General features: G+C 30.7%; 23 protein-coding genes and 1 pseudogene. 23 read left to right on the top strand and 1 reads right to left on the bottom strand.

Features of this window, described 5'->3' with window-relative positions:
- Positions 1–33: 33 nt before the first annotated feature.
- The 14 genes and pseudogenes from V7Q02_RS04850 to V7Q02_RS04785 all read left to right on the top strand — a co-directional run bounded on the left by V7Q02_RS04850 (position 34) and on the right by V7Q02_RS04785 (position 14099).
- Positions 34–1491 carry an amino acid permease gene (locus V7Q02_RS04850; RefSeq protein ID WP_333859866.1) on the top strand — a complete coding sequence of 486 codons (1458 nt, stop codon included), beginning with the start codon at positions 34–36 and terminating at the stop codon, positions 1489–1491.
- Between the two features lie 121 nt (positions 1492–1612).
- A pseudogene (aspA, locus tag V7Q02_RS04845) lies at positions 1613–1756 on the top strand (aspartate ammonia-lyase); the annotation flags it as partial.
- A gap of 121 nt (positions 1757–1877) precedes the next feature.
- Entirely contained in the window at positions 1878–2864 is a 987-nt protein-coding gene (galE, locus tag V7Q02_RS04840) for a UDP-glucose 4-epimerase GalE (RefSeq protein ID WP_333859865.1), read from the top strand.
- Positions 2865–3191: 327 nt separating this feature from the next.
- Positions 3192–4892 carry an arginine--tRNA ligase gene (argS, locus tag V7Q02_RS04835; protein WP_333859864.1) on the top strand — a complete coding sequence of 567 codons (1701 nt, stop codon included), beginning with the start codon at positions 3192–3194 and terminating at the stop codon, positions 4890–4892.
- Between the two features lie 76 nt (positions 4893–4968).
- Positions 4969–5766: a ribonuclease H-like domain-containing protein gene (locus V7Q02_RS04830; RefSeq protein ID WP_333859863.1), complete on the top strand. Its 798-nt coding sequence runs from the start codon at positions 4969–4971 to the stop codon at positions 5764–5766.
- Positions 5767–5865: 99 nt separating this feature from the next.
- The gene (locus V7Q02_RS04825) at positions 5866–6243 is read left to right on the top strand and encodes a CBS domain-containing protein (RefSeq protein ID WP_333859862.1); all 378 of its coding nucleotides are present in this window, start codon (positions 5866–5868) and stop codon (positions 6241–6243) included.
- 173 nt (positions 6244–6416) lie between these two features.
- The gene (locus V7Q02_RS04820; RefSeq protein ID WP_333859861.1) at positions 6417–7142 is read left to right on the top strand and encodes an HAD-IB family hydrolase; all 726 of its coding nucleotides are present in this window, start codon (positions 6417–6419) and stop codon (positions 7140–7142) included.
- Between the two features lie 98 nt (positions 7143–7240).
- The gene (locus V7Q02_RS04815) at positions 7241–7858 is read left to right on the top strand and encodes a ribonuclease H-like domain-containing protein (protein WP_333859938.1); all 618 of its coding nucleotides are present in this window, start codon (positions 7241–7243) and stop codon (positions 7856–7858) included.
- Positions 7859–8150: 292 nt separating this feature from the next.
- Positions 8151–9185, top strand: a complete 1035-nt coding sequence (gene argC / locus V7Q02_RS04810; protein ID WP_333859860.1) for an N-acetyl-gamma-glutamyl-phosphate reductase — start codon at positions 8151–8153, stop codon at positions 9183–9185.
- Positions 9186–9210: 25 nt separating this feature from the next.
- Positions 9211–10431, top strand: a complete 1221-nt coding sequence (argJ, locus tag V7Q02_RS04805) for a bifunctional glutamate N-acetyltransferase/amino-acid acetyltransferase ArgJ (protein WP_333859859.1) — start codon at positions 9211–9213, stop codon at positions 10429–10431.
- 16 nt (positions 10432–10447) lie between these two features.
- Positions 10448–11299, top strand: a complete 852-nt coding sequence (gene argB, locus V7Q02_RS04800) for an acetylglutamate kinase (protein ID WP_333859937.1) — start codon at positions 10448–10450, stop codon at positions 11297–11299.
- Positions 11300–11311: 12 nt separating this feature from the next.
- Complete coding sequence (locus tag V7Q02_RS04795; protein ID WP_333859858.1) at positions 11312–12484, top strand: aspartate aminotransferase family protein; 1173 nt, start codon at positions 11312–11314, stop codon at positions 12482–12484.
- Positions 12485–12613: 129 nt separating this feature from the next.
- Positions 12614–13501 carry a potassium channel family protein gene (locus V7Q02_RS04790; RefSeq protein WP_333859855.1) on the top strand — a complete coding sequence of 296 codons (888 nt, stop codon included), beginning with the start codon at positions 12614–12616 and terminating at the stop codon, positions 13499–13501.
- A gap of 112 nt (positions 13502–13613) precedes the next feature.
- Positions 13614–14099: an S-ribosylhomocysteine lyase gene (locus tag V7Q02_RS04785; protein ID WP_333859854.1), complete on the top strand. Its 486-nt coding sequence runs from the start codon at positions 13614–13616 to the stop codon at positions 14097–14099.
- A gap of 51 nt (positions 14100–14150) precedes the next feature.
- Here the strand turns inward: V7Q02_RS04785 and V7Q02_RS04780 are convergent, their stop codons facing one another.
- Positions 14151–14906 (bottom strand): tRNA threonylcarbamoyladenosine dehydratase, encoded by a 756-nt coding sequence (locus tag V7Q02_RS04780; RefSeq protein ID WP_333859853.1) that lies wholly within the window; start codon positions 14904–14906, stop codon positions 14151–14153.
- Between the two features lie 292 nt (positions 14907–15198).
- Between V7Q02_RS04780 and V7Q02_RS04775 the strand changes: the two genes are divergently transcribed.
- The 9 genes from V7Q02_RS04775 (at position 15199) to speD (ending at position 24324) form a co-directional block, all read left to right on the top strand.
- The gene (locus V7Q02_RS04775) at positions 15199–16026 is read left to right on the top strand and encodes a carbon-nitrogen hydrolase family protein (protein ID WP_333859852.1); all 828 of its coding nucleotides are present in this window, start codon (positions 15199–15201) and stop codon (positions 16024–16026) included.
- A gap of 307 nt (positions 16027–16333) precedes the next feature.
- Positions 16334–17725, top strand: coding sequence for a glycosyltransferase family 2 protein (locus V7Q02_RS04770; protein WP_333859851.1), 1392 nt, complete (start codon positions 16334–16336; stop codon positions 17723–17725).
- Positions 17726–17818: 93 nt separating this feature from the next.
- Entirely contained in the window at positions 17819–18538 is a 720-nt protein-coding gene (locus tag V7Q02_RS04765) for a pseudouridine synthase (protein WP_333859850.1), read from the top strand.
- Positions 18535–18699, top strand: a complete 165-nt coding sequence (locus V7Q02_RS04760) for a YpmA family protein (protein WP_333859849.1) — start codon at positions 18535–18537, stop codon at positions 18697–18699. The genes V7Q02_RS04765 and V7Q02_RS04760 overlap by 4 nt, the downstream gene beginning before the upstream one ends.
- A 111-nt stretch (positions 18700–18810) precedes the next feature.
- Positions 18811–19686, top strand: coding sequence for a MurR/RpiR family transcriptional regulator (locus V7Q02_RS04755; RefSeq protein ID WP_333859848.1), 876 nt, complete (start codon positions 18811–18813; stop codon positions 19684–19686).
- 24 nt (positions 19687–19710) lie between these two features.
- Positions 19711–20943, top strand: a complete 1233-nt coding sequence (locus V7Q02_RS04750; protein WP_333859847.1) for an NAD(P)/FAD-dependent oxidoreductase — start codon at positions 19711–19713, stop codon at positions 20941–20943.
- A 135-nt stretch (positions 20944–21078) separates the two neighbouring features.
- The gene (gene cmk / locus V7Q02_RS04745) at positions 21079–21738 is read left to right on the top strand and encodes a (d)CMP kinase (protein ID WP_333859846.1); all 660 of its coding nucleotides are present in this window, start codon (positions 21079–21081) and stop codon (positions 21736–21738) included.
- A 17-nt stretch (positions 21739–21755) separates the two neighbouring features.
- Positions 21756–23669 carry a bifunctional 4-hydroxy-3-methylbut-2-enyl diphosphate reductase/30S ribosomal protein S1 gene (locus V7Q02_RS04740; protein WP_333859844.1) on the top strand — a complete coding sequence of 638 codons (1914 nt, stop codon included), beginning with the start codon at positions 21756–21758 and terminating at the stop codon, positions 23667–23669.
- Between the two features lie 274 nt (positions 23670–23943).
- A complete protein-coding gene (gene speD, locus V7Q02_RS04735) occupies positions 23944–24324 on the top strand; it encodes an adenosylmethionine decarboxylase (RefSeq protein WP_333859843.1) in 381 nt (126 codons plus the stop codon).
- The last annotated feature ends 24 nt before the right edge of the window (positions 24325–24348 follow it).

The following is a 24348-nucleotide window of genomic DNA, read 5'->3' as shown; positions in this document are numbered from 1 at the left end:
TGGAGATTTTGGCATAGATAAGGGGGATGAAAAATGGAAAGTTCAGCAAAGCAAAATAGTGAAGAAAATAATGAACTAAAAAGAGGTCTTAAGAGCAGACATTTAAGTATGATTGCCATAGGAGGGGCTATTGGAACAGGAATATTTCTGGCACTTGGAGCCACTATTAATCAGGCAGGTCCTGGAGGAGCATTGGTAGCTTATGGTTGTATAGGAATTATGGTTTATTTTTTAATGACAGGTCTTGGAGAAATGGCCACTTATATGCCAGTGTCTGGCTCTTTTGGTGTTTATGCTACTAAATTTGTAGATCCGGCTTTAGGATTTGCATTGGGATGGAATTATTGGTATAATTGGGCGATAACTGTAGCTGCAGAAATGGTGGCAGGAGCACTTATAATGAAGTATTGGCTGCCTGGGGTACCGGCTATTGTATGGAGTGTATGTTTTCTAGCCGTAATAGTTATATTAAATCTATTATCTGCAAGGGCTTATGGGGAATCTGAATTTTGGTTTGCAAGTATTAAAGTAGTAACTGTTATCGTTTTTATATTAGTGGGATTAGCAACTATTATGGGAATATTTAATGGAGATGCTATAGGGTTTAAAAATTTTACAGTAGGAGAGGCGCCTTTTGTGGGAGGCTTTAAATCTATATTTTTGGTATTTTTGATTGCAGGATTTTCTTTTCAGGGTACTGAATTAGTGGGTATAGCTGCAGGAGAAAGTGAAAACCCAGAAAAAACCATACCCAAAGCTATTAATAGTATATTCTGGAGAATATTAATATTTTATTTAGGAACAATATTTGTAGTAGGCGCTATAATTCCATATATGAATGCAGGAGTTGAGACAAGTCCTTTTACTATGGTATTTAAAAAAGCAGGTATAGCAGGAGCTGCTTCTCTTATGAATGCAGTTATATTAACCTCCGTGTTGTCAGCGGGGAACTCTGGAATGTATGCTTCAACTAGAATGTTGTATTCTATGGCTAAAGATAAAATGGCACCTAGCTGGCTGGCAAAAGTTAATTCAAGAGGAGTACCTGTAAATTCATTAATACTTACAACAATAGTAGCATCTGCATGTTTTTTAACAGGGCTTTATGCTGAAAGTACGGTATATGTTTGGCTGGTTGCAGCATCAGGTCTTGCAGGATTTGTAGCATGGGTTGGTATAGCTATTTGTCATTATCGTTTTAGAAAAGCGTATGTTGCCCAAAATAGGGACTTTGGAAAATTAAAATACAGGGCTAAGTTATTTCCTTTGGGACCTATGATAGCATTGGCACTTTGTATTATAGTTATTCTAGGACAGGGTATTACCTATTTTGAAGCTAATAACATAGATTGGAGTGGAGTAATTTCATCTTATATAGGGCTTCCACTATTTTTAGGATTGTGGATATGGTATAAGAAAAAATATAGTACTAGGGTAATAAAATTGGAAGAAGTAGATTTTGATAGTATTCAAAAGGAAATAAAATTATAATATATGTTTAGTTTGTTGATTGCTGGAGAACAGTTGCGTTTTCCGGCTTTTTTTATTTTGTTGTATTTAATTAATGTATGTTTAGCACAAATGGCCTATAGTAGTTTTGTTCTTATTATATATACAAAGTAAATTTAGGGAACAATTTATTACAGATCCTATACAGGGAGGAGCAGGTACGTCCATAAATATGAATGTAAATGAAGTAATTTCAAATAGGGATATTGAATTTTTAGGAGAGGAAAAGGAAAATTATAATATTTTATAAATAAAAATGTTATTACTCAATTGTAAATAAACATGTGTATACTTTAATCCTTTATTAACACAAAATGAAAAATAATTGTAGTAGAATATATAGTAAATATCGTATTGGAGGTTTTAAAATGTCGATTTTAGTTTGTGGAGGAGCAGGGTATATAGGAAGTCATATGGCAGCAGAACTTTTAGAAAGAGGAAAAGAAATTATAATATTTGATAACTTTGAAAAAGGGCATGAGTCTGCTGTACTTGGAGGTAAAGTCTACAAGGGAGACTTAAGGGATGAAAATTCTGTAGATAGGGTATTTAAAGAAAACAACATTGAATCGGTAATAGATTTTGCAGCCTATTCTCTGGTAGGGGAAAGTGTAGGGGAGCCTCTTAAATATTTTGAAAATAATGTGGTGGGTACTTTGAATTTATTGAAGTCCATGAGAAAATACGGAGTGAAATATATTGTATTTTCTTCTACTGCAGCAACTTATGGAGAACCTGAAAATATACCTATTTTTGAATATGATTCAACATATCCTACTAATCCCTATGGAGAATCTAAGCTTACAGTTGAAAAAATTTTAAAATGGAGCGACAAAGCTTATGGCATAAAGTATGCTGCATTAAGATATTTTAATGCGGCAGGTGCGCATATTTCGGGTCTTATAGGGGAAGATCATAATCCTGAGACACATTTGATTCCTATAATACTTCAGGTGGCTTTAAAAAAGAGAGATAAAATATATATATTCGGAGATAACTATAACACGGAAGACGGTACCTGTGTTAGAGATTATATTCATGTTATGGACTTAGCCAATGCCCACCTTTTGGCATTGGATAAAATTATCCAGAAGGGAGAAAGTGGAATTTACAATTTAGGCAATGGCAAAGGCTTTTCTGTAAAGGAAGTAATTGAAGTGTCACGAAAAGTAACCGGTCAGAAAATAAAAGCGGAAATTGCTCCTAGAAGAGAAGGAGATCCTGGGACTCTTATAGCATCTTCTAAAAAAGCAGAAGAAGAGCTTAACTGGAAACCAAAATATAATTCACTTGAGACGATTATTGATACTGCATGGAAATGGCATAAAAATCATTTAAATGGATTTGAAAAGTAAAATATTAATTATATATTGACAAAAAAATGTTAATAGTAATATAATAAGATGTAGGTTCTGTGATTTTATCAATAATGCTTTTAAAAGTGTTATAAACTAGAAATATAATAGATAGGCTGTATACCTATTATTTAAATATCGTGATAGGGGGAGGCCGTCTCTTAGGATAAAAGAGGCGGTTTTTTATATTATTACAGTAATTGTGGCATAAGAGTATTTTCCTATAGTGAATTCTATTTGAGCCTCTTGAACACTTGATTTAAAAGAATAGAAATGGGAAAGGAGATGAAAAGTGTTAAATAAGAATATAATTATTTAACTATTAATATGGATTTTAAAAAGTTGGCTGCAGAAGAAATTAAGAAAAATATAGATTTGGAATTCAATTTTATAGAAGGTTTAATAGAAATACCTCCAAAGCCTGAAATGGGAGACTTTGCATTTCCATGTTTTCAATTGGCAAAGGTTTTAAAAAAAGCACCAAATATAATTTCTAAGGAATTAAAAGATAAACTACACAGCGAGTACTTTGAGAAAATCGAAAATTTAGGTCCTTATGTGAATTTTTTTGTAGATAAAAAAATATTTACTGAATGTACTTTAGGAGAGATATTATTAAAGGGAGATAGCTATGGAAGTTCAGATAGAGGAAAAGGGAAAAATATAGTTGTGGAATATTCATCACCTAATATTGCGAAACCTTTCCATGTAGGACATCTTTTTAGTACCTCTGTGGGAAATGCCCTATATAAGATGATTGATTTTCAAGGGTATAATTGTACCAGAATAAATCATCTGGGAGACTGGGGAACTCAATTTGGAAAACTTATAGCGGCCTATAATAGATGGTGTAATGAAGAGGATTTAAATAAAGATCCTATAAAGGAGCTTTTGAGAATATATGTAAAGTTTCATGAAGAGGCAGAAAAAGATCCTTCACTTAATGAAGAAGGTAGAATGTACTTTAAAAAACTAGAGAATGGCTCAGAGGAAGAAATTAAACTTTGGAAAAAATTCAAAGACTTAAGTCTTAGGGAATTTAAAAAAGTATATGATTTGTTGAAGGTAGATTTTGATTCTTATGCAGGAGAGAGTTTTTATACTGACAAAATGGATGCAGTTGTAGAAGAAATAGATAAAAAGGGACTTCTTGTTGAAAGTAACGGTGCAAAAGTGGTGCTTTTGGATGAATATAATATGCCTCCTTGCATTGTAAAAAAATCAGATGGAACAACTATATATGCAACTCGTGATCTAGCGGCAGCTATATATAGAAAAGAAACCTATGATTTTTATAAGAGTATATATGTAGTAGGGCTTGACCAATCTCTTCATTTTAAACAGGTATTTACCACACTTAAACTAATGGGTAAAGATTGGGCAGACTCATGTAAACATGTGGGATTTGGATTAGTCAGATTTGCAAATAAAAAACTTTCTACACGAAAGGGAGATGTAATATTTTTAGAAGAACTTTTAAATAAATCTGTAGAGAGAACTCTTGAAATAATAAATGAGAAGAATCCGAATCTTGAAGACAAAGAAGAAGTGGCTAAAAAGATCGGCATAGGAGCTGTGATATTTACATATCTTAAAAATAATAGAGAAAAAGATATAGTGTTTGATTGGAATGAAATGCTGAGTTTTGAAGGAGAGACTGGACCTTATGTTCAATACAGTTATGCCAGAGGAAAGAGTATTCTTAGAAAGGCACAAGAAGTATCCCAAGATGAAAAACAGATAGATTATGGCAAATTAACTAGCAAAGAGGAATTTGAACTTGTAAAGATTCTTGGAAACTTTAATAAATCTATAATAAATGCTATAAATAGGCTGGAGCCATTTGTAGTTACCAGGTATGTAATAGATGTGGCAAAAGCTTTCAATAAATTTTATAATGCCCACAGTATTATGAATGCAGCAGATGAGGATACTAGAAATGCCCGATTATCTTTAGTAAAATGTACCTGTCAGGTATTGAAAAATGGATTAGATTTAATAGGTATAGAAGTAGTGGAAAAGATGTAGAAGGAATTTTAAATATTTTGTTTTACAGTCAATTAGTATAGAAAGGAGAAGTTACTTTAAAGTAACATCATATATTATGGAAATTAAAGAATATGATCCTCTGGTAAATGTAGAAAGTAATGCATTTTTAAATTGTGACATGGAAAATATAGCTTATTTTGATATAGAAACAACTGGCTTTGATAGAGAATGTGATAATATAATACTTATATCTTTTGGAAGGTTTGTTGATAAAAACAAATTGAGAATAAAACAGTATTTTGCGGATACTTTAGAGGATGAAAATGAAGTATTATATAATTTTGGAATGGATATATTAAAGTATGATAAGTGCTGTTCTTATAATGGAATAGCTTTTGACGAACCTTTTGTAAAAGAGAGAATGCACCGGAACAACATATGCTTTGAATTTCCTAAATATCATGTGGATTTATACAGGCTTATAAGACCTTATTATAGACAGCTGGGTATGGAAAGGTGTAACTTAAAAACTGTAGAAAAGTATTTGGGTATAAATAGGAAAGATAAAATAGACGGGGGAATCAGTGTAGATTTATATAGAGAGTTTTTGAAATCTAATACTTATCATATAAAGCATACCATAATGCTTCATAATTATGAGGATGTTTTAAATCTACCTAAAATACAGGAGTTTGCCTTTAAAATAAAAAATGATAAGTTACTGGTAAGGGAAAACGGTATTACTGAAAAGCAAAAAAGATATTTGAAAATTCTTTTAAAGAAAAACAATGTGGATTTAAACATACAATTTGAAAAAATTTCCAAAAAGGTCGCCTCACAAATTATAGATTATCTGATAAAGGGAGAAAAGGATGTAGAAAAATTTGATAATATTATAAATAGCAGTTACTAGTGAAAATTTAATTTGAATCAATAATACATTTAACTTTAGGGGAATATTTAGACTTTTAAAAAAAAACATTGTATAATTAAAAGGAGGAGGGGTGTTGTTATGGTTCAAGAAATAATGAAATCGAATATTGTAAAGTTGAAAAAAGAAGATAGTCTGTGTAAAGCTTTAGATATGATGGATACTCATAATGTAAATGGAGCGCCTGTAGTTGATGAAGATGGACAACTGCTGGGCATGATAGTGAAGGCAGATATATATAGATTTTTAATGGAGGAAGGTCATTATGATACCTGTCCTGTAGATTGGGCAATGACAAAGGATGTAGTTGTAGCCAGGAGCGAAGAGGATATTATGACTGTGGCAAAAAGGATTAGAAAAAATAACATAGTAGCCATTCCTATAATAAACGATAAAAATATGGTAAAGGGTACTGTTTCCATTGAAAATATAATGGATTATGTAATTAAAAAGTCTTGATTTTAATATCAGGACTTTTTAAAAAATATGTTTGATATTTTTTATACGAATAGGCAAACTCCACCTGAATCTAAAAATTACTTGATTAGAGTTGCAAAACTAGAGTTGCAAAACTGAGATACATAACATATAAGATAGTAATATTTAATTTTAAGTATATAAGGAGAATGGATATGAGTATTGCAGCTTTTTTTGATATTGATGGTACTTTGTATAGAGAGGGACTTATAACAGAAGTTTTTAAAAAGTTAGTAAAATATGAAATAATACCTGGGGAAAGATGGTATAAGGAAGTGAAACCTGAATATGAGAGATGGGATAAGAGAAAGGGTAATTATGATAACTATCTTTTGAAAATGGCAAATATATATATAGAAGCCATAAAAGGCCTTCATAGATCCCAAATAGAATTTATAGCTAAAACTGTAGTAGCTCAGAAAGGGGATAGGGTGTATTCTTATACCAGAGATATGTTAAACTGGCATAAGACAAATAAACACATAGTAGTAACTGTATCTGGAAGTCCGGTAGAGTTGGTTAGAGAAATGGCAATTAAATATGGATTTGATGATTATGTAGGAGCTGTATATATAAGAGATAAGGATGATATATATACAGGAGAGGTAGTTCCTATGTGGGATAGTGCCAGTAAGGAAAAGGCCATAAAAATGTTTACTGAAAAGTATGGTATAGAACTTGAAAAGAGTTATGCTTATGGGGATACTTTGGGGGATTTTTCCATGATGAATATGGTAAAAAAGCCTGTTTGTGTAAATCCAACCAAGGAACTGGTAAAAAAAGTGTTGGAGGATCCGGCGGTAAGCAGTAGGGTAAAAATAATAGTTGAGAGGAAAGATATGATATATAAACTGGGAGCTTCTTGCATAAAGGAAATTTAGATTCTATAGTGATGTATTGAAACTGTGTGGATAAAAAGGAATTTGAAAAGAGTGGTAATGTGATAAAGAGACTTAATGATGTAGATGTTGAAAAACCCCTGATAGAAGATTCATTGAAGATAGAGGAGAGCAGGTGTATTTTTAGGGATGCCATATTTTTTGATTTAGAGCATTATATTTATAAGAAACCTATATGTATAGGGGTGTTTGGATGCTGCTTTTATGATTATGAAAATGAAGTGCTGAAAGTAACACAGTATATGATAGAAAATAAAAAAGATGCAAAAATAATATTGCAGCTGGCAAAAGAATATTTTGAGAATAGGATTAGGGAAAATAAAAAGTATATAGTAACTTTTTCGGGAAATAATGATTTTACAGTTATAAACTATCTTTTTCAAAAATACAATATGGAGTTTAATAATATAGAGGAATGCTTTATAAGTGTAGATCTTCAAAAGCAATATGAAAGGGAGATCCACAAGTCCATAGGACTTAAAGCCCTGGAAAAAGAATTTGGAATTGCAAGAGAGGATAAAATTATAAGTGGTTCAAATTTAGCTAAAACTTTTAGTAAAATAATCAAAGATAGTGAATATATAAATAGGATGCCCCAGATGAAAAAAGAAAAAATATTATTATACAATGAACAGGATATAGTTAGTTTGTTTAACATATATACAAAATGGAACAATGTATTTGTAGGCAATAAATAGTATATTTGTAATAAAGTACATTTTAAATATAAAAGTTTTTGTAAGTTTATAAAGACTTTTATTTTTTTATTATTGCATATTTATAATGAAATAATTTCAAAATCATAGGATAATTTTAGAAAAAATGCTTTTTAACATGAATTTTTCAAGTGCTTATGAAAAATATTGAATTAATTTTTATAAAAAAATATTGCATATTTATTTATAAAGTCATATAATAACTACATATTTAAAAAATATGTAGTTATTATATTTTTATAGCCAATTATGATTTAAAAGGAGGCAAATTGATTTGATACAGGTAGGAGTTGTTGGAGGAACAGGTTATGTAGGAGCGGAATTAATAAGGCTCTTGTCAAATCATAACAAAATTCAAATATCAGGTATATCATCTACAAGCTATAAGGGAAAACCTATAAATAGTTTATATCCAGGCTTTTATGACTTGAAAGAACTTGTATGTGAAAAAGATGATGAAATTATAAAAAAAAGTGATTTAATTTTTTTAGCTTTGCCAAGTGGAGTAAGTGAACCTATTGTGGAAAAGGCAGTGGCTAAAAATAAAATATGTATAGACATGGGTGCAGATTTTAGATTTAAAAATGAATCTTCATATAGAAAATGGTATGGTAAAAATTTTGTTACACCAGAATTGCATGAAAATTCTGTATATGGACTTCCGGAATTAAACAGGAAATATATAAAAGAATGTAAGATTGTAGGAAATCCAGGGTGTTATGCTACTTCTGTCCAAATTGGTATTTTACCGCTTATTTCTGAGGGCTTAATAGAAGAAAAAGGTATAATTGCAGATTGTAAATCAGGATTAACTGGTGCGGGAAAAGTTCTTAGTGAAAGCAGTCATTTTGTAAATTGCAACGAGAGTTTTAGTGCTTATAAAGTTGCAAATCATAGACATGCTCCAGAAATAGAGGAAAATTTGAGTAGTGTGTCAGAAGAAAAAGTAAAACTTACTTTTATTCCACATTTGATTCCAATAAACAGGGGAATTTTATCTACTATATATACAACTCCTAAGAGTTCAATAGATATAGAAAGTATATACCAGAAATATTGTGAATTCTATAAGGAAGAGCCTTTTGTAAGAATACTTCCTTTAGGAGAAGTATCTAAAGTAAATAATGTACGGCTTTCTAACTATTGTTGTATTTCTATGCATTATGATAGTGAAAATAATAAGCTTATAATTATATCATGTTTAGATAATATGATAAAAGGAGCAGCAGGACAGGCAATTCAAAATATGAATATCCTATTGGGCTTGGATGAAAGAGAAGGACTTACCTATGTACCAGCCGTTTTTTAATTAAATTTTAAGGAGGACATTTAAGATGAATTTAGAAATTGTAGAAGGTGGAATTACTTCTCCTAAAGGTTTTACAGCTTCTGGAATTAGCTGTGGCCTTAAGAAGAATAATTTGCAGGATTTAGCTCTTGTGATGTCAACTAAACCTTGTAATTCAGCAGGAGTATATACTAAAAACATAGTTAAGGGGGCACCTCTTTTAGTTACAAAAGAACATTTAGAAAATAAAAAGGCTCAAGCTATAATTATAAATAGTGGAAATGCCAATACCTGTACAGGGGAAGAGGGAATAAACCATGCAAAAGAGATGTGCAGAAGTGTGGGGGAAGAATTGCAGATTGAAGAGAACAATGTACTTGTAGCCTCCACAGGAATTATAGGTGTGAAATTAAATATTGGTGCTATAAAAAAAGCTATTCCATGTCTTACGAAGAGATTAAATAAAAATGGGGGAAAAGATGCAGCAAGAGCCATACTTACCACAGATACTTTTAAAAAGACATTGGCTGTAACCTTTGAACTTGGAGGAAAAAAGGTGGTAATTGGAGCCATGGCAAAGGGGTCTGGGATGATACACCCTAATATGGCAACTATGCTTTCTTTTATTACCACGGATGTAAATATAGATGCAAATCTTTTAAACAAGGCATTAAAAGAAAGTGTAAGGGTAAGTTATAATAGAATTTCAGTAGATGGAGATACCTCTACCAATGACATGGTAATTGTTATGGCCAATGGATTAGCTGAAAATCCTGTTATAGAAGAGGAAGATGAAGATTATAACATATTTTTACAGGCATTAAAGAAGTTAAATATAGAATTGGCTAAAATGATTGCAAAGGATGGAGAGGGCGCCACTAAATTAATAGAATGTAGAATTATGAATGTAGCTGGAGAGAAAGAGGGGGAAATGTTAGGTAAATCAGTAATATGTTCAAGTCTTGTAAAAACTGCTTTGTTTGGAAGAAGTGCCAATTGGGGCAGAATATTAGATGCAATAGGATATTCAGGGGTAGACTTTGATATAAATAAACTGGAAGTATCCATGGAAAGTTCAAAGGGAAGTATACTTGTATTTAAAAATGGCAATCCTGTGGATTTTTCAATTGAAAAGTCTGTAGACATACTTTCAGAGAACGTAGTAGGCATAGTTTTAAATTTTAATTCTGGGAATTATAGTGTATGCTGCTGGGGTTGTGATTTAACCTATGATTATGTAAAAATTAATGGAAGTTATATGTCTTAAGGAGGTATGGGAGGAATTGAATCATAATGAGGTGGCAAAAATATTAGCGGAATCATTGCCCTATATTCAAAAATACAGAGGAAAAACAATAGTTGTTAAGTATGGTGGCAGTGTTATGTTGGATGAACAGCTTAAAAAATATATTATAAATGATTTAGTACTTATGAAATGTGTGGGAATAAATTTGGTAGTTGTTCACGGAGGAGGGCCATTTATCTCTTCTTATTTAAAGAAATTAAATAAAGAGAGTATTTTTATAGATGGATTGAGATATACAGATGAAGAAACCATGGATGTAGTTCAAATGGTACTTAGTGGAAAGGTAAATAAAGATTTGGTGAAATTGATTCAAAGTTATGGAGGGAAAGCTCTTGGACTTTGTGGAATAGATGGAGCCATGATAAAGGCTAAAAAGATTTCAAAAGATGTGGATCTTGGAAAAGTAGGGGAGATAACAGATATAAATACTGAAATTATAATAAGTTCTATAGATAATGGGTATATTCCAGTAATAAGTAGTGTAGCTCTTGGAGAGGATAATGAAACCTATAATGTAAACGCAGATACATGTACTTTTAAAATTGCAGCGGCTCTGAAGGCACAAAATTTGATACTTCTTACGGATGTACCTGGGGTTATGACAGATATAGAAGATAATTCTACTTTAATTTCAGAATTAAGATTAAAAGATATTGAGGCATTATATGAAGATAATATTATAAAAGGTGGAATGTTACCTAAAATCAATTGTTGTGTTGAGGCTATCAAGTCAGGGGTTAAAAGTGCACATATTATTGATGGAAGGGTACCTCATTGTCTTCTTGTGGAATTATTTTCAAAAGAAGGCATAGGAACTATGATTTATTAGGAGGAGATTGATTTGGATTATTTAGATTATGGAAAAAAATATCTTATGAATACTTATAACCATCTTCCTGTGGTATTCACTCATGGAGAAGGGTGCAAGCTGTTTGATACAGATAACAAGGAATACCTGGATTTTACATCAGGCATTGGTGTAATGGCTTTAGGTTATGGGAATAAGAACTGGATTAAAGCTGTAGAAGCCCAACTGGAAAGGGTAGTCCATACTTCTAACATATTTTTGAATATTCCTGTATTGGAACTAGCTAAAAAATTTACTGAAACTTCAGATATGAGTAAGGTGTTTTTTTGTAATTCTGGTGCAGAAGCTAATGAAGGAGCTATAAAGCTGGCAAGAAAGTATAGTTTTGATAAACATGGAAAGGCTAGAAATACCATACTTACATTAAAAAAGAGTTTTCATGGTAGAACTATAACCACATTAAAAGCAGGAGGTCAGGAAAAACTTCATAAATATTTTTATCCTTTTACTGAAGGCTTTAAATATGCAGAGGCTAATGTTAAAGAATTAGAAAAATCTATAGACTCATCAATTTGTGCTATTATGATAGAACCTATCCAGGGAGAGGGAGGAATAAATCCATTAAGTGAAGAATTTGTTCATAAGGTTTTTGAAATAGCAAAAAAAGATGACATCTTAGTTATATGTGATGAAATTCAATGTGGCATAGGAAGAACAGGTAAACTATACGGGTTTAACAATTATGGTGTATGTCCGGATATTATGTCCACTGCAAAGGGTTTGGGAGGAGGATTACCTATAGGTGCTGTGCTTTGTAATGAAAAATTAAACAACACCTTTCAATATGGAGATCATGGCTCTACTTTTGGGGGAAATCCTGTTTGTGCAGCAGGTGCACTAGAAGTATTGAATGTAATAAGTGAAGATTCTTTTTTAAAGGAAGTGCGTGAAAAAGGAAACTTTGTTAGAAAGTATTTTAAAAATAAAAACAAAAAAAACATATTAGAAGTTCGTGGAATGGGACTTATGATAGGAATAGAAATTGAAGGAGAAGCATCTAAAATACAAAAAGAGGCTTTAAAAAAAGGTCTTCTTGTACTGACTGCAGGGCCAAATGTAGTGAGATTATTGCCTCCTCTTGTTATTTCAAAAGAAGATCTGGAAGAAGGATTAAATATATTATATAAAATTATAGAAGAAGATTAATATGAATTAATAAAAAGAAATCTGCTGAATAAGTAGATTTCTTTTTATTGCAATAAATAGATGTGATAATAAGCTTTTTGTAAAAGTATAAATAGATATATCTATTTTATTAATTGTAGAGGTTATATTATGAGGTGGTTTGTTAGTTTACATAAACTCAAAAAAAGAACTATTTTATTTATGTTGGCATTACTTTATGTAATTATATTAGTCTCTTTTGGACTTATTTACTGGGATATAGCAAATGACTCCCAGGGAGAATTTTTTATATTTCAAAATGATGTGAATATGAATACAAAGGTGGAGGCTTTTAGAAAGAATTTAAATATTATCATATATAATAGGGAACTTAAAGATATGGTGGAATATCTTATATCCTCTAAAGAATATAAAAGACCTATTGCAAAGCTGGAAACTGCAGAGTCCTCTTTTTATGTAAATATATTTGCTTTTGATAAAGTATTAGGGGAAAATTGGGCTAATTATTATTATCTTTTATTTCAAAGCCGGGATATCACTCATATAAGTATAGAAGATTTAGGAGAAGATAAAGTAAGCAGCAAATTTAATAGTAATAAGTTAAAAATATGTTTTTACAAAATAGATGAAAAGGAAAAATATAAGGATTTCAAAAGCTATAAAAAAAGTGCTAAGAATAAATTTGAAAAGATAGAAAGCAAATATATTTGGGTAAATGATTATAATTTACTCTGTAATGAAATTTTCAAGAAAGAATATTTTTATTATCCTTTAAATTTTTACTTTCCAAAACTTATAGAAAATTCTATATCCTTTTTAGATAATAGTCCTTTGGTACTTAAATCCATAATAAATGGAAATTTTCAATATCCTATATGGAATTTTATGTACTTTAGTGCTGTTACTATGACTACACTGGGCTATGGGGATATTTTACCAAACTCTATGCTTGTAAGGATATTGGTTATGCTGGAGACTATATTTGGAGTAATTATAATAGGAGTATTTGTATCCTTTCTATTTTGGAATAAAAAATAATATTTACATTATATATATTATGTAAATACAAAATAAAAGTAAACAAGCAACATAGAAAAATATAAGAATATATACTATAATTAATTATATAAAAAATGAAATGGAGATAGATATGAATAAGATAACTAGTTTTACAATTAATCACTTGGAACTATTGCCTGGAGTGTATGTTTCAAGGAAAGATAATATTAATGGAGCAATAATAACTACTTTTGATATCAGAATGACAAGACCAAATTTTGAACCAGTAATGAATACCGCTGAACTTCATGCTATTGAGCATCTGGGAGCAACTTTTCTCAGAAATCACAAAGAGTATGGCAGCAAGATAGTTTATTTTGGACCTATGGGATGTAGGACAGGGTTGTATTTGCTATTGGGGGATAATAAGGAATTTGAATCAAGAGAGATTATAGGCTTGGTTAAAGATATGTTTCAATTTATTGCAGAATATGATGGAGAAATTCCAGGTGCATCACCTAGAGATTGTGGAAATTACCTTGATATGAATTTGCCTATGGCTAAATATCTGGCAAGAAAATATTTGGAGAATGTACTGGAGAATATTAGTGAGAAAAATCTTAATTATCCTGAATAAACTTATCCAAAGGCTCCTATAAAGTGATGTTGTGGGCCTTTGGATAAATGCTCATAATGATAGTAGGTCTTTAATTACTTGGCCTGCTAATATCATTCCTGCCACAGGAGGAACAAAAGAATTGCTGGAGGGTATTTGACGTTTGTATACACACTTTTTTGAGCCGCCAGTACATACACATCCTTCTTCACAAGTTGTAACTTCTTCCGTTTTGGGTTTCTTAGGAATTTCCTCTGAATATAATACCTTTAAATCCTTTATCCCTCGTTTTTTCAGTTCGTGTCTCATTACTTTAGCTAGAGGACATATTTTCGTATTATAAATATCGGATATTTTAAATTTAGTGGGATCTAGTTTATTACCAGTACCCATACAACTAATTATATTTATATTATGATTTTTACACCATAATATAAGGGATATTTTTGAAGATACAGTATCAATGGCATCAATTACATAGTGGGTAGTGAGAGGTACAATAGTATCTATATTGCTTTCATCTGCAAATATTTTATAGGAATCTACCTTACAATTAGGATTTATGTCTAAAATCCTGTCTTTTAAGACATCTGCTTTATATTTACCTATTGTACTAAAGGTGGCATGTATCTGTCTGTTTATATTTGTTAGACAAATTGTATCATCATCTACTAATATAATATGGCCTATACCTCCTCTTACTAAAGCTTCAAGAGCAAAGCTTCCTACACCACCTAAACCAAATAGTGCCACAGTACAGTGTTTTAATTTTTCTAAAGCTTCTTTTCCAAACAATAACTCGGTTCTGGAAAGGGCATGTTGTTTCATTAGATGATCTCCTATTCATAATAGTTTATTATTTTTAACTTAAATGACAATATTAAAATTATATAATGCAGGGTATTTTTAATCAATAGTGTTAATTTATATTAGAATAAAATTTTATGTTATATGGGGGTGATAGTAAAATATAGGCAGGTAAATTGTATCTTAAATATTAAATTTTTATCTATCATTGAATAGTCCACAATAATAAACTATAATTAAGGGTATATAATAATTGTAAGGACTGGAATGTTATAAGCAAATACATGAGGTAATTAAAAGAAGGTGTTTTGTTATGAAAATAGGCTTGTGTCAAATGATGATTTCAAAGTCTTCAAAAAGTAACAATATAAAAAGAGCAAAGGAAGCTATATATGAGGTTGCAAGTAAAGGAGCTGATATAGTAGCACTGCCGGAAATGTTTAATTGTTACTACAATGTCAAGTATTTTAGAGAATATGCAGAAAGGGAGGATTGCAGGGGAGAAACTTTAAACATGTTATCCTCTACAGCTAAAGATATAGGAATATATATAGTTGGAGGTTCTATACCTGAAATTGATGATGAAGGAAAAATATATAATACTTCTTTTGTATTCGATGAAAAAGGAGAATTAATAGGAAAGCATAGAAAAATGCATTTATTTGATGTAGATATAAAAGGTAAAATAACATTTAAAGAATCAGAAGTTTTGACTCCTGGAGACAAAGTTACTGTAATAGATACAAAATGGGGAAAAATAGGTGTAGCTGTCTGTTATGACGTAAGATTTCCTGAACTTATGAGACTTATGGCACTTCAAGGAGCAAAAATTATATTTATTCCAGCTTCTTTTAATACAACTACGGGACCATCTCATTGGGAACTGTTATTTAGAAGTGCTGCAGTAGAAAATCAACTATATACTGTAGGAATATCACCAGCAAGAAATATGAATTATTCTTATGTGTCTTATGGAAATTCTCTTGTAGTAGATCCCTGGGGAAAGATATTAAATATATTAGATGAAAAAGAGGGAATACTATTATCGGAGATAGATTTGAAATATATATATGAAGTAAGAAAATCTATACCTGTATTTCAGCATAGAAGAGAAGATTTATATAAAGTTACTTTAGTATGAAAAGAAAAAATATATAGATTTTATTGGTTAGAATATTCCGACATATACTACATAAGTGAAAATCTGTGGTATCATGATATACGGTATTTTATCTGAAGACTGTCATTTTCATAACAGTCCCTGGATAAGTTCTTCTCCTAAAGGATAACGTATTTTAAGTGTTTAAAGATACTAAGATACTTTAAGAAGGCTCAGATGGATATAGATATTTTCTATAGGTAAAATCCACCTGATCCTAAGAATCACTTGATGTATATTTGTTTCAGTATAATAGGATAAATATATTATATAAGGAAGGATTTTTGTGATGAAAGAGTTTATTTTTAATTTTACAGCTATTTTTCAAATATCAGTTTTCACAATCACAATGTATTACCTGGTACTTTCTTTATTTGGACTCTATAAAAAAAGAGATAATGGTGCAGATAAATGTGTGCCTAAAAATACTTTTGCCCTTTTGGTAGCAGCTCATGATGAAGAGATGGTTATTGCAAAAATAATAGAAAGTTTAAAAGATCTTGATTATCCTAAAGATATGTATGATATTTTTGTTATTGCGGATAATTGTGAAGATAATACGGCATCCATAGCAAGAAAATATAATGTAAATGTGTTTGAAAGAAAAGTTCCAGATAAAAAAGGAAAAGGATATGCACTAGAATGGATGTTCAATAAAATATTTAAAATGGATAAACAATATGATTCTATAGCTGTTTTTGATGCAGATAATTTGGTTTCAAAGAATTTTCTCATGGAAATGAATTATAAACTATGTCAAGGATATAAAGTTGTTCAAGGTTACATAGACAGTAAAAATCCTAATGATTCATGGATAACTGGTTCCTATTCAATTTCTTTTTGGACTGCCAATAGGCTTTTTCAACTTTCTAGATCAAATCTTGGATTATCAAATCAAATCGGAGGCACTGGCTTTTGTATGGATACAGATATACTAAAGCAACTTGGATGGGGTGCTACTTGTTTAACTGAAGATTTAGAGTTTACTTGCAAATTGGTATTAAATGGATATAAAGTGGGATGGGCTCATAATGCTGTAGTATATGATGAAAAGCCTTTAACACTAAAACAATCCTGGCATCAGAGAAAAAGATGGATGCAAGGATTTACAGATGTTGCATCCAGATTCTTCTTTAAACTTGTAAAAAAAGCACTGATAGATAAAAATCTAACTGCACTTGACTGTGCCATATATACTATACAGCCTTTTGTAACTTTATTGATAGGGCTTTCAGCCTTTATAACTATTCTACAGAATACTCATGGATTGAATATATTTGTTATAAATATATATTTCATACCTATAGTATGGAAAACCTTTAGTATAGTTCAATTTCTGGTGACACCTTTTATAATGATGCTGGAAAATAAATTGTCAAAGAGGATGTTTTCTATATTCGTTCTATATTCCTTCAATATAGTGGTACTCGCTCTGTTGTTTAATTCACCTACTCTTTTAGAGACAGTATCTGGAACTATTATATATTTTTTGGTATTTATAATAGGAATATCCTTGTTAGGTGGCAAACGTTCCCTTAGAATATTTGTATGGTATCTGCTCTACGGTATATATACTTTGACATGGATACCAATAACAATACAAGGAATATTGGACAAGAATAACAAAGAATGGAATCACACTAAACATATAAGACAAATAAGTATACAGGAAGTAGAATAATAAAATTAATCCTCAATAATATCACTGAGGATTAATTTTATTATATCAAGTATACTATACTTAATGTTGTAGATAGGATGGATGATGGATAATATGATAGAAAGATTACATAAATATATGGCTTCCTGTGGAGTGGCATCAAGAAGAAAATGTGAAAGTATAATATTAGAAGGAAGAGTAAAAGTGAATGGCGTAACTATAGATAGGATAGGAACAACAATTGATGATAAAAAGGATGAAATTCTGATAGATAATAAAAGAATAAAAAAAGAAAATAGAAAAGTATATATATTATTAAATAAACCTAAAGGATATATATCTTCTGTTAAAGATGACAGGGAGCGCAAGACACTTCTTGATATAGTACAGGTAAGTGAAAGAGTTTACCCCATAGGAAGGCTTGATTATAATACTTCCGGGGCTATAATACTTACAAATGATGGCAGTATCTATAATAATATAGCTCATCCAGGAAGCAATAAACCTAAAGTATATGTTGCTGCAATAAAAGGAGTACCTTCTAATAAAGAGATAAAACGATTTGAAAATGGCATAGACATAGGAGGATATATAACGGCTAAATCAAAATTTAATTATATTGGTTCAAAAGATGGAAATTCAAAAGTAATAATAGAAATACATGAAGGAAAAAATAGGCAGGTTAGAAGGATGTGTGATGCCATAGGACATCCTGTAATGGATTTAAGGAGAATTGCTATAGGAGATATAAAGCTTGGTAATCTTAAGGAAGGAACATGGAGATATCTAACTAAAAAAGAAATACAATACATAAAAGGTGGAAAGTTATTATGAAAAATGAATTAGAATTAATTTCATCAAAAGAGTTTAAGGACTATGAAGATATGTATAAAATTGTGGATTTTTTGAATAAAAATTTAAGTGATTATGGTTTCACTTTTGGAATATGCAAGAGGAATAATAAAAGTGTAATAAATATTTATAAGAATGATTAAATAGTTAATTGAATAAACAATTGAATATTATATTGATAATTTACTCAATAGATGTTAAAATGAAACAAATATTGCAAAGTTGACATGGATGGAGAGAAAGGAATGAAGTAAATGGAAAGCACCAATAATCAGGACTTAATAAGAACAATTCAAATTAAATTTCCAAGATTGAGTAAAGGTCAAAAATTAATAGCCGAATATATTTTAAAACATTATGACAAGGCTGCTTTTATGACAGCTGCAAAATTAGGGATAAATGTAGGAGTAAGTGAATCCACTGTAGTTAGATTTGCAAATGAATTGGGGTTTTCAGGCTATCCAAAGTTGCAAAAATCTCTTCAAGAACTTATAAAAAATAAGCTTACTACAGTACAGAGAATTGAGTTATCAAATGATTTTGTAAGTCAGGAAAGTCCACTGAAAAGTGTTTTGAAATCTGACATGGAAAATATAAGAGCTACTCTTGAAAAAATAAACCACAAGACTTTTGATGATGTGGTAGACAATATATTCAAGGCAGATAAAATATATATAATAGGACTCAGGAGTTCTACTGCCATTGCAGATTTTCTGGGATTTTACTTAAATTTAATATTAGATAATGTAAAAGTTGTGGGATATGGAATAAGTGATATTTTTGAACAGATGATAAATTTGACAAGTAATGATCTGGTAATAGGAATAGGATCTCCAAGATATGCTGTGAGAACCATAGAGGCTCTGGCTTTTGCAAAAAGCAGGAATGCTAAAGTAGTAGCTATTACAGACAGCCTTTTGTCTCCTCTGGCGGCTAGGGCGGATTATACTTTAATTGCTCAAAGCAATATGACTTCTTTTGTAGATTCATTGGTGGCCCCATTAAGTGTAATTAATGCACTTGTTATTGCTGTTGGATTGCAGGAAAAAGAAAAAATTTCCTCTACTTTTTCAGATCTTGAAACTATATGGCAAGAATATGAGGTGTATTCACTAAAAGATCAAAATTAGTTTGGAAATAAGGTGTATGAATTAATGGCAAAGGTAATAGTAATTGGGGGAGGACCCTCTGGAATGATGGCGGCAATAACTGCTGCAAATAGGGGATTTAATACTACTTTAATTGAGAAAAATGAAAAACTCGGGAAAAAGATGTTTATAACGGGAAAGGGAAGATGTAATATAACCAATTCGAAAGATATAAGTGAGTTTTTTGACTATATACCTGTAAATTCTTATTTTTTATATAGTTCCCTTTATTCTTTTACAAATAAAGATACTTTTGAATTTTTCAATAAGTTAGGAGTGGATTTAAAAATTGAAAGAGGGGGAAGGGTTTTCCCGAAGTCCGATAAATCTTCTGATTTAATTAAAGCCATGGAAAAAGAATTGATAAGAAAAAATGTGGTGATAAAGCTTAATTCTAAAATTAAAAAATTTATTTGTAGGAATAATCTTATAAAAGTAGTTCAACTTGAAGATAGTTCAGTTATAGCAGGAGAAATATTCATACTTTGTACAGGAGGGATGTCCTATCCACAAACCGGCTCCACGGGAGAAGGATATAAAATAGCTGAAGATCTAGGGCATACTATAACAAAAATTACACCAGCTCTTGTTCCTATGGAAATTAAAGAGGATTGGGTAAAAATGTTGCAGGGGCTTTCGCTTAAAAATGTAGAATTAAGTGTAGTGGATTCTAATAATAATATTTTATATAGGGAATTTGGAGAAATGATGTTTACTCATTTTGGAATTTCAGGACCGGTTGTTCTAAGTGCCAGCAGAGTGGTAAAAAACAATAAAAAATTAAAAGCAGTTGTAAATTTGAAACCTGCTCTTAATTTTCAGGAATTAGATAAAAGGCTGCAGAGGGAATTTTTAAATCATTCAAATAAAAGTTTTAAAAACTCTTTAGGTGGATTACTTCCTAAGAAACTTATTGGGGTAATTTTAAATTTATGCGGTATAGAATCAGATAAAAAATGTAATTCCATAACTAAGGATGAAAGACAGCAGTTGGCTGTATTATTGCAAAATTTTACTATGCATATAAAAGGTGTTAGACCCATAGAAGAGGCTATAATTACATCAGGTGGAGTTAGTATTAAAGAAATAGATTCCTCTACCATGAATTCAAAAATAGTCTCAAATTTATATTTTGCAGGGGAGATAATAGATGTGGATGCCAATACTGGAGGCTTCAATATGCAAATTGCATTGTCTACTGGATTTTTAGCAGGAAGTAAAATTAAAAATGAATTATGAATTTAATTCAATCAATAATAATATAAATAAAGGATTTTATATTTTTTTATAGAATATATAAGTAGGATTTTAATATGGGACTTCTCATATTAATTTATGATATGTTTTTTGAAGATGGAAAGGCGGAATGACATTTTGAATATATCTGTAGCAATTGATGGACCTGCAGCTGCAGGTAAAAGTACTATAGCAAATATTATAGCCCATAAATTTAATCTTATGTATATAAATACAGGCTCTATGTATAGGGCAGCTGCACTTTTATGTATGAGGAATGGAATATGCTACAAGGATGTAGATAGGGTATGTGAAGTTGTGAAATCCCTTGAAATACATTTTGAAGGAGAAAAACTCATTGTAAATGGCGAAGATTTGACAGAGGATATAAAGCACCCCAATGTAAGTAATAATGTGTCTAATTATGCTGCCATCTCTAAGCTTAGAAGGTTGCTTGTGAAATTGCAGCAAGATATGGCGGGAAAATTTAATGTAATTATGGATGGTAGGGATATAGGTACTGTAGTTTTAAAAAATGCACCTTTGAAGTTTTTCCTTACAGCTAGTGCCAGTGAAAGAGCAAAGAGAAGATATTTGGAATTAAGAAAGAAAAATATAGATGTGGAGTATGATGATATATTAGAGGAGATAATTAAGAGAGATTATATGGATTCCCATAGGGCATCTTCACCTTTTATAAAAGCAGAAGATGCTGTGGAAATAAATTCATCTGGACTTTCTATTTATCAGGTGGTAGAAATTATTTCAGGTTACATAAAAAAATATATTAAAGAGTAGTTCTAAAGGTGGAGTATATGAACATTATATTGGCAGATAAATCTGGATTTTGCTTTGGAGTGGAGAGAGCTGTTACTGAGGCTGTAAATGCTAGAAAAAAATTCAAAAAGGATATATATACCCTAGGTCCTTTGATCCATAATAGTGATGTAGTGAATAATTTAAAGGAAAAAGGTATATATCCTATAGAGTTGGATAAGATATATAATCTTGAGGAAAATGATGTAGTTGTAATACGTTCTCATGGTGTGGCAAAATACATATTAGATTTTTTAGAAAATAGAAAGATCAATGTGGTAAATGCCACCTGTCCTTATGTTTCCAACATACAGAAAAAAGTAGAAAAGTATTATAAATTAGGGTATAGTATATTGATAGTAGGGGATATTAACCATCCTGAAGTATTAGGCATAAATGGGTGGTGTGAAAATACCGGCATTATATCAAAAAATGGCGTGGATTTAGATGAGTTACCTTTAAAAATATGTATAGTTTCACAAACTACAGAAAAACAGTCTAATTGGGAAAAGGTATTGAATATAGTAGCTAAAAAATGCAAGGAGTTTATTGCATTCAATACTATATGCAGTGCTACAGAGTTCCGCCAGAAAGCTGCAGAACGTATATCAAAGAAAGTAGATATGATGGTAGTAATAGGTGGTAAAAACAGTTCTAATACTACCAAGCTTTACGAAATATGTAAAAATAATTGTAATAATACAATTCATGTTGAAAATTCAGGAGAAATACCTGATAATATAATTAAGACAAATAAAATTAAAACTATAGGTGTTACAGCAGGAGCTTCAACACCCAATTGGATAATAAAGGAGGCAGTTTTAAAAATGAGTGATGACAAAAATTTAGAATTAAATGAACAATTATCTTATATGGATAAAAATGATACCCAGGTAATATTGGGGGAAAAAATTAAAGGGGTAGTAATATCTGTAAATTCGAAAGAGGTTTTTTTAAATATAGGATATAAATCAGATGGAATACTTCCAAAATCTGAAGTTACAAGGGAAGATGGCGCCAATTTAGAGGAATTGATTGGTGTTGGAGATGAATTGGATGTTAAAGTAATAAGAAGGCAAAATGAAGATGGCTATGTGGTATTATCCAAATTAGAATTAGACAGAGAAAATGCCTATAAAGAATTAGAAGATTCTAGTATAAATAAGACATCTTTAAAAGTTACAGTAAAAGAAGATGTAAATGGAGGATTAGTAGCTAATTATAAAGGAGCTAGAGTTTTTATACCGGCCTCCCATGTGGAACTATATCATGTAAATGATCTTTCTCAATATTTAGATAAGGAATTGGAAGTTAATATAATTGAATTTAAACAGGAGAGAAAAGGAACTAGAGTAGTAGCGTCAAGAAGGGAAATTTTGAGGCTGGAAAGAGAAAAGAGGGAAGAAGAAACTTGGAACAAGCTTGAGAAAGATACGGTAGTAGAAGGAGAAGTTAGAAGATTAACTGATTTTGGTGCATTTGTTGATGTACAGGGTGTTGATGGACTTCTTCATGTGTCTGAACTATCCTGGGGAAGAGTTAATAAACCGGGAGATGTTTTGAAAATAGGGGATAAAATTCAAGTTTATATATTGGATATAAATAAGGAAAAGAAAAAATTATCCTTGTCTTTAAAGAAACTTATGGAGGATCCTTGGAATAATGTAGATATAAAATATCCAGTAGGAAGTGTAGTCCTTGGAAAAGTAGTTAGATTTGCTAACTTTGGTGCATTTGTAGAATTGGAACCTGGGGTAGATGCGTTAGTACATATATCCCAAATAAGTCATAAAAGAATAGATAAACCAGGAGATGCACTGGAGATTGGACAAGAAATAAAAGCAAAAATTTTAGAAGTAAATAAGGAAAATGAAAAGATAGCTCTAAGTATAAAAGAAGTAGATGAAATTTAATATTTGTTCTATAGAATTTTTTCACATTTACCATTAAAATACCGCTAAAAATTTAATACCCGAAGATAAAATATAGTTTATTTTACAAATATATTTACTTGAATTTAAGTAAATACTATATTTTTATATGATATACATAGGAAATCAGAGAAATCTTTTAAAAAATAGAGATTTTAAAAGTAAATTTTTAATATTAGTATTATATATTGACTTTTCTATTATTTTTGATAAAATTTAATTGTTATATTTTTTTCAAAGGGGGTAGATGTGAAAAATGAATGAATTAGGGAGACATATTCTAGCAGAGATTTATGGATGTGACGGCGAAATATTAAATAATAAAGACTTTATAGAGAGAATAATGGTAGATTCAGCTTTGAAGGCAGGAGCAGAAGTCAGAGAAGTTGCATTTCATAAATTTAGCCCTCAGGGCATAAGTGGAGTAGTTATAATATCTGAATCCCATCTAACTATTCATACGTGGCCTGAGCTTGGTTATGCTGCTGTGGATGTGTTTACTTGTGGAGATAGAATAAATCCTTGGGATGCTTGTAACTACATGACTGAAAAATTTAATGCAAAAAATATGACGGCAACTGAAATAAAAAGAGGTATATTTGAACAAGTTGTAGAAGTAAAAGCCTCAAATATATAGGAGATCATCGCCGGGAGATGGTCT

The sequence above is a fragment of the Clostridium sp. genome (assembly GCF_036781005.1).
Classification (GTDB): Bacteria; Bacillota; Clostridia; order Clostridiales; family Clostridiaceae; genus Clostridium_B.
The sequence above is the reverse complement of the archived record's forward strand: the minus strand, read 5'-3'. Positions and strand labels throughout refer to the sequence as shown.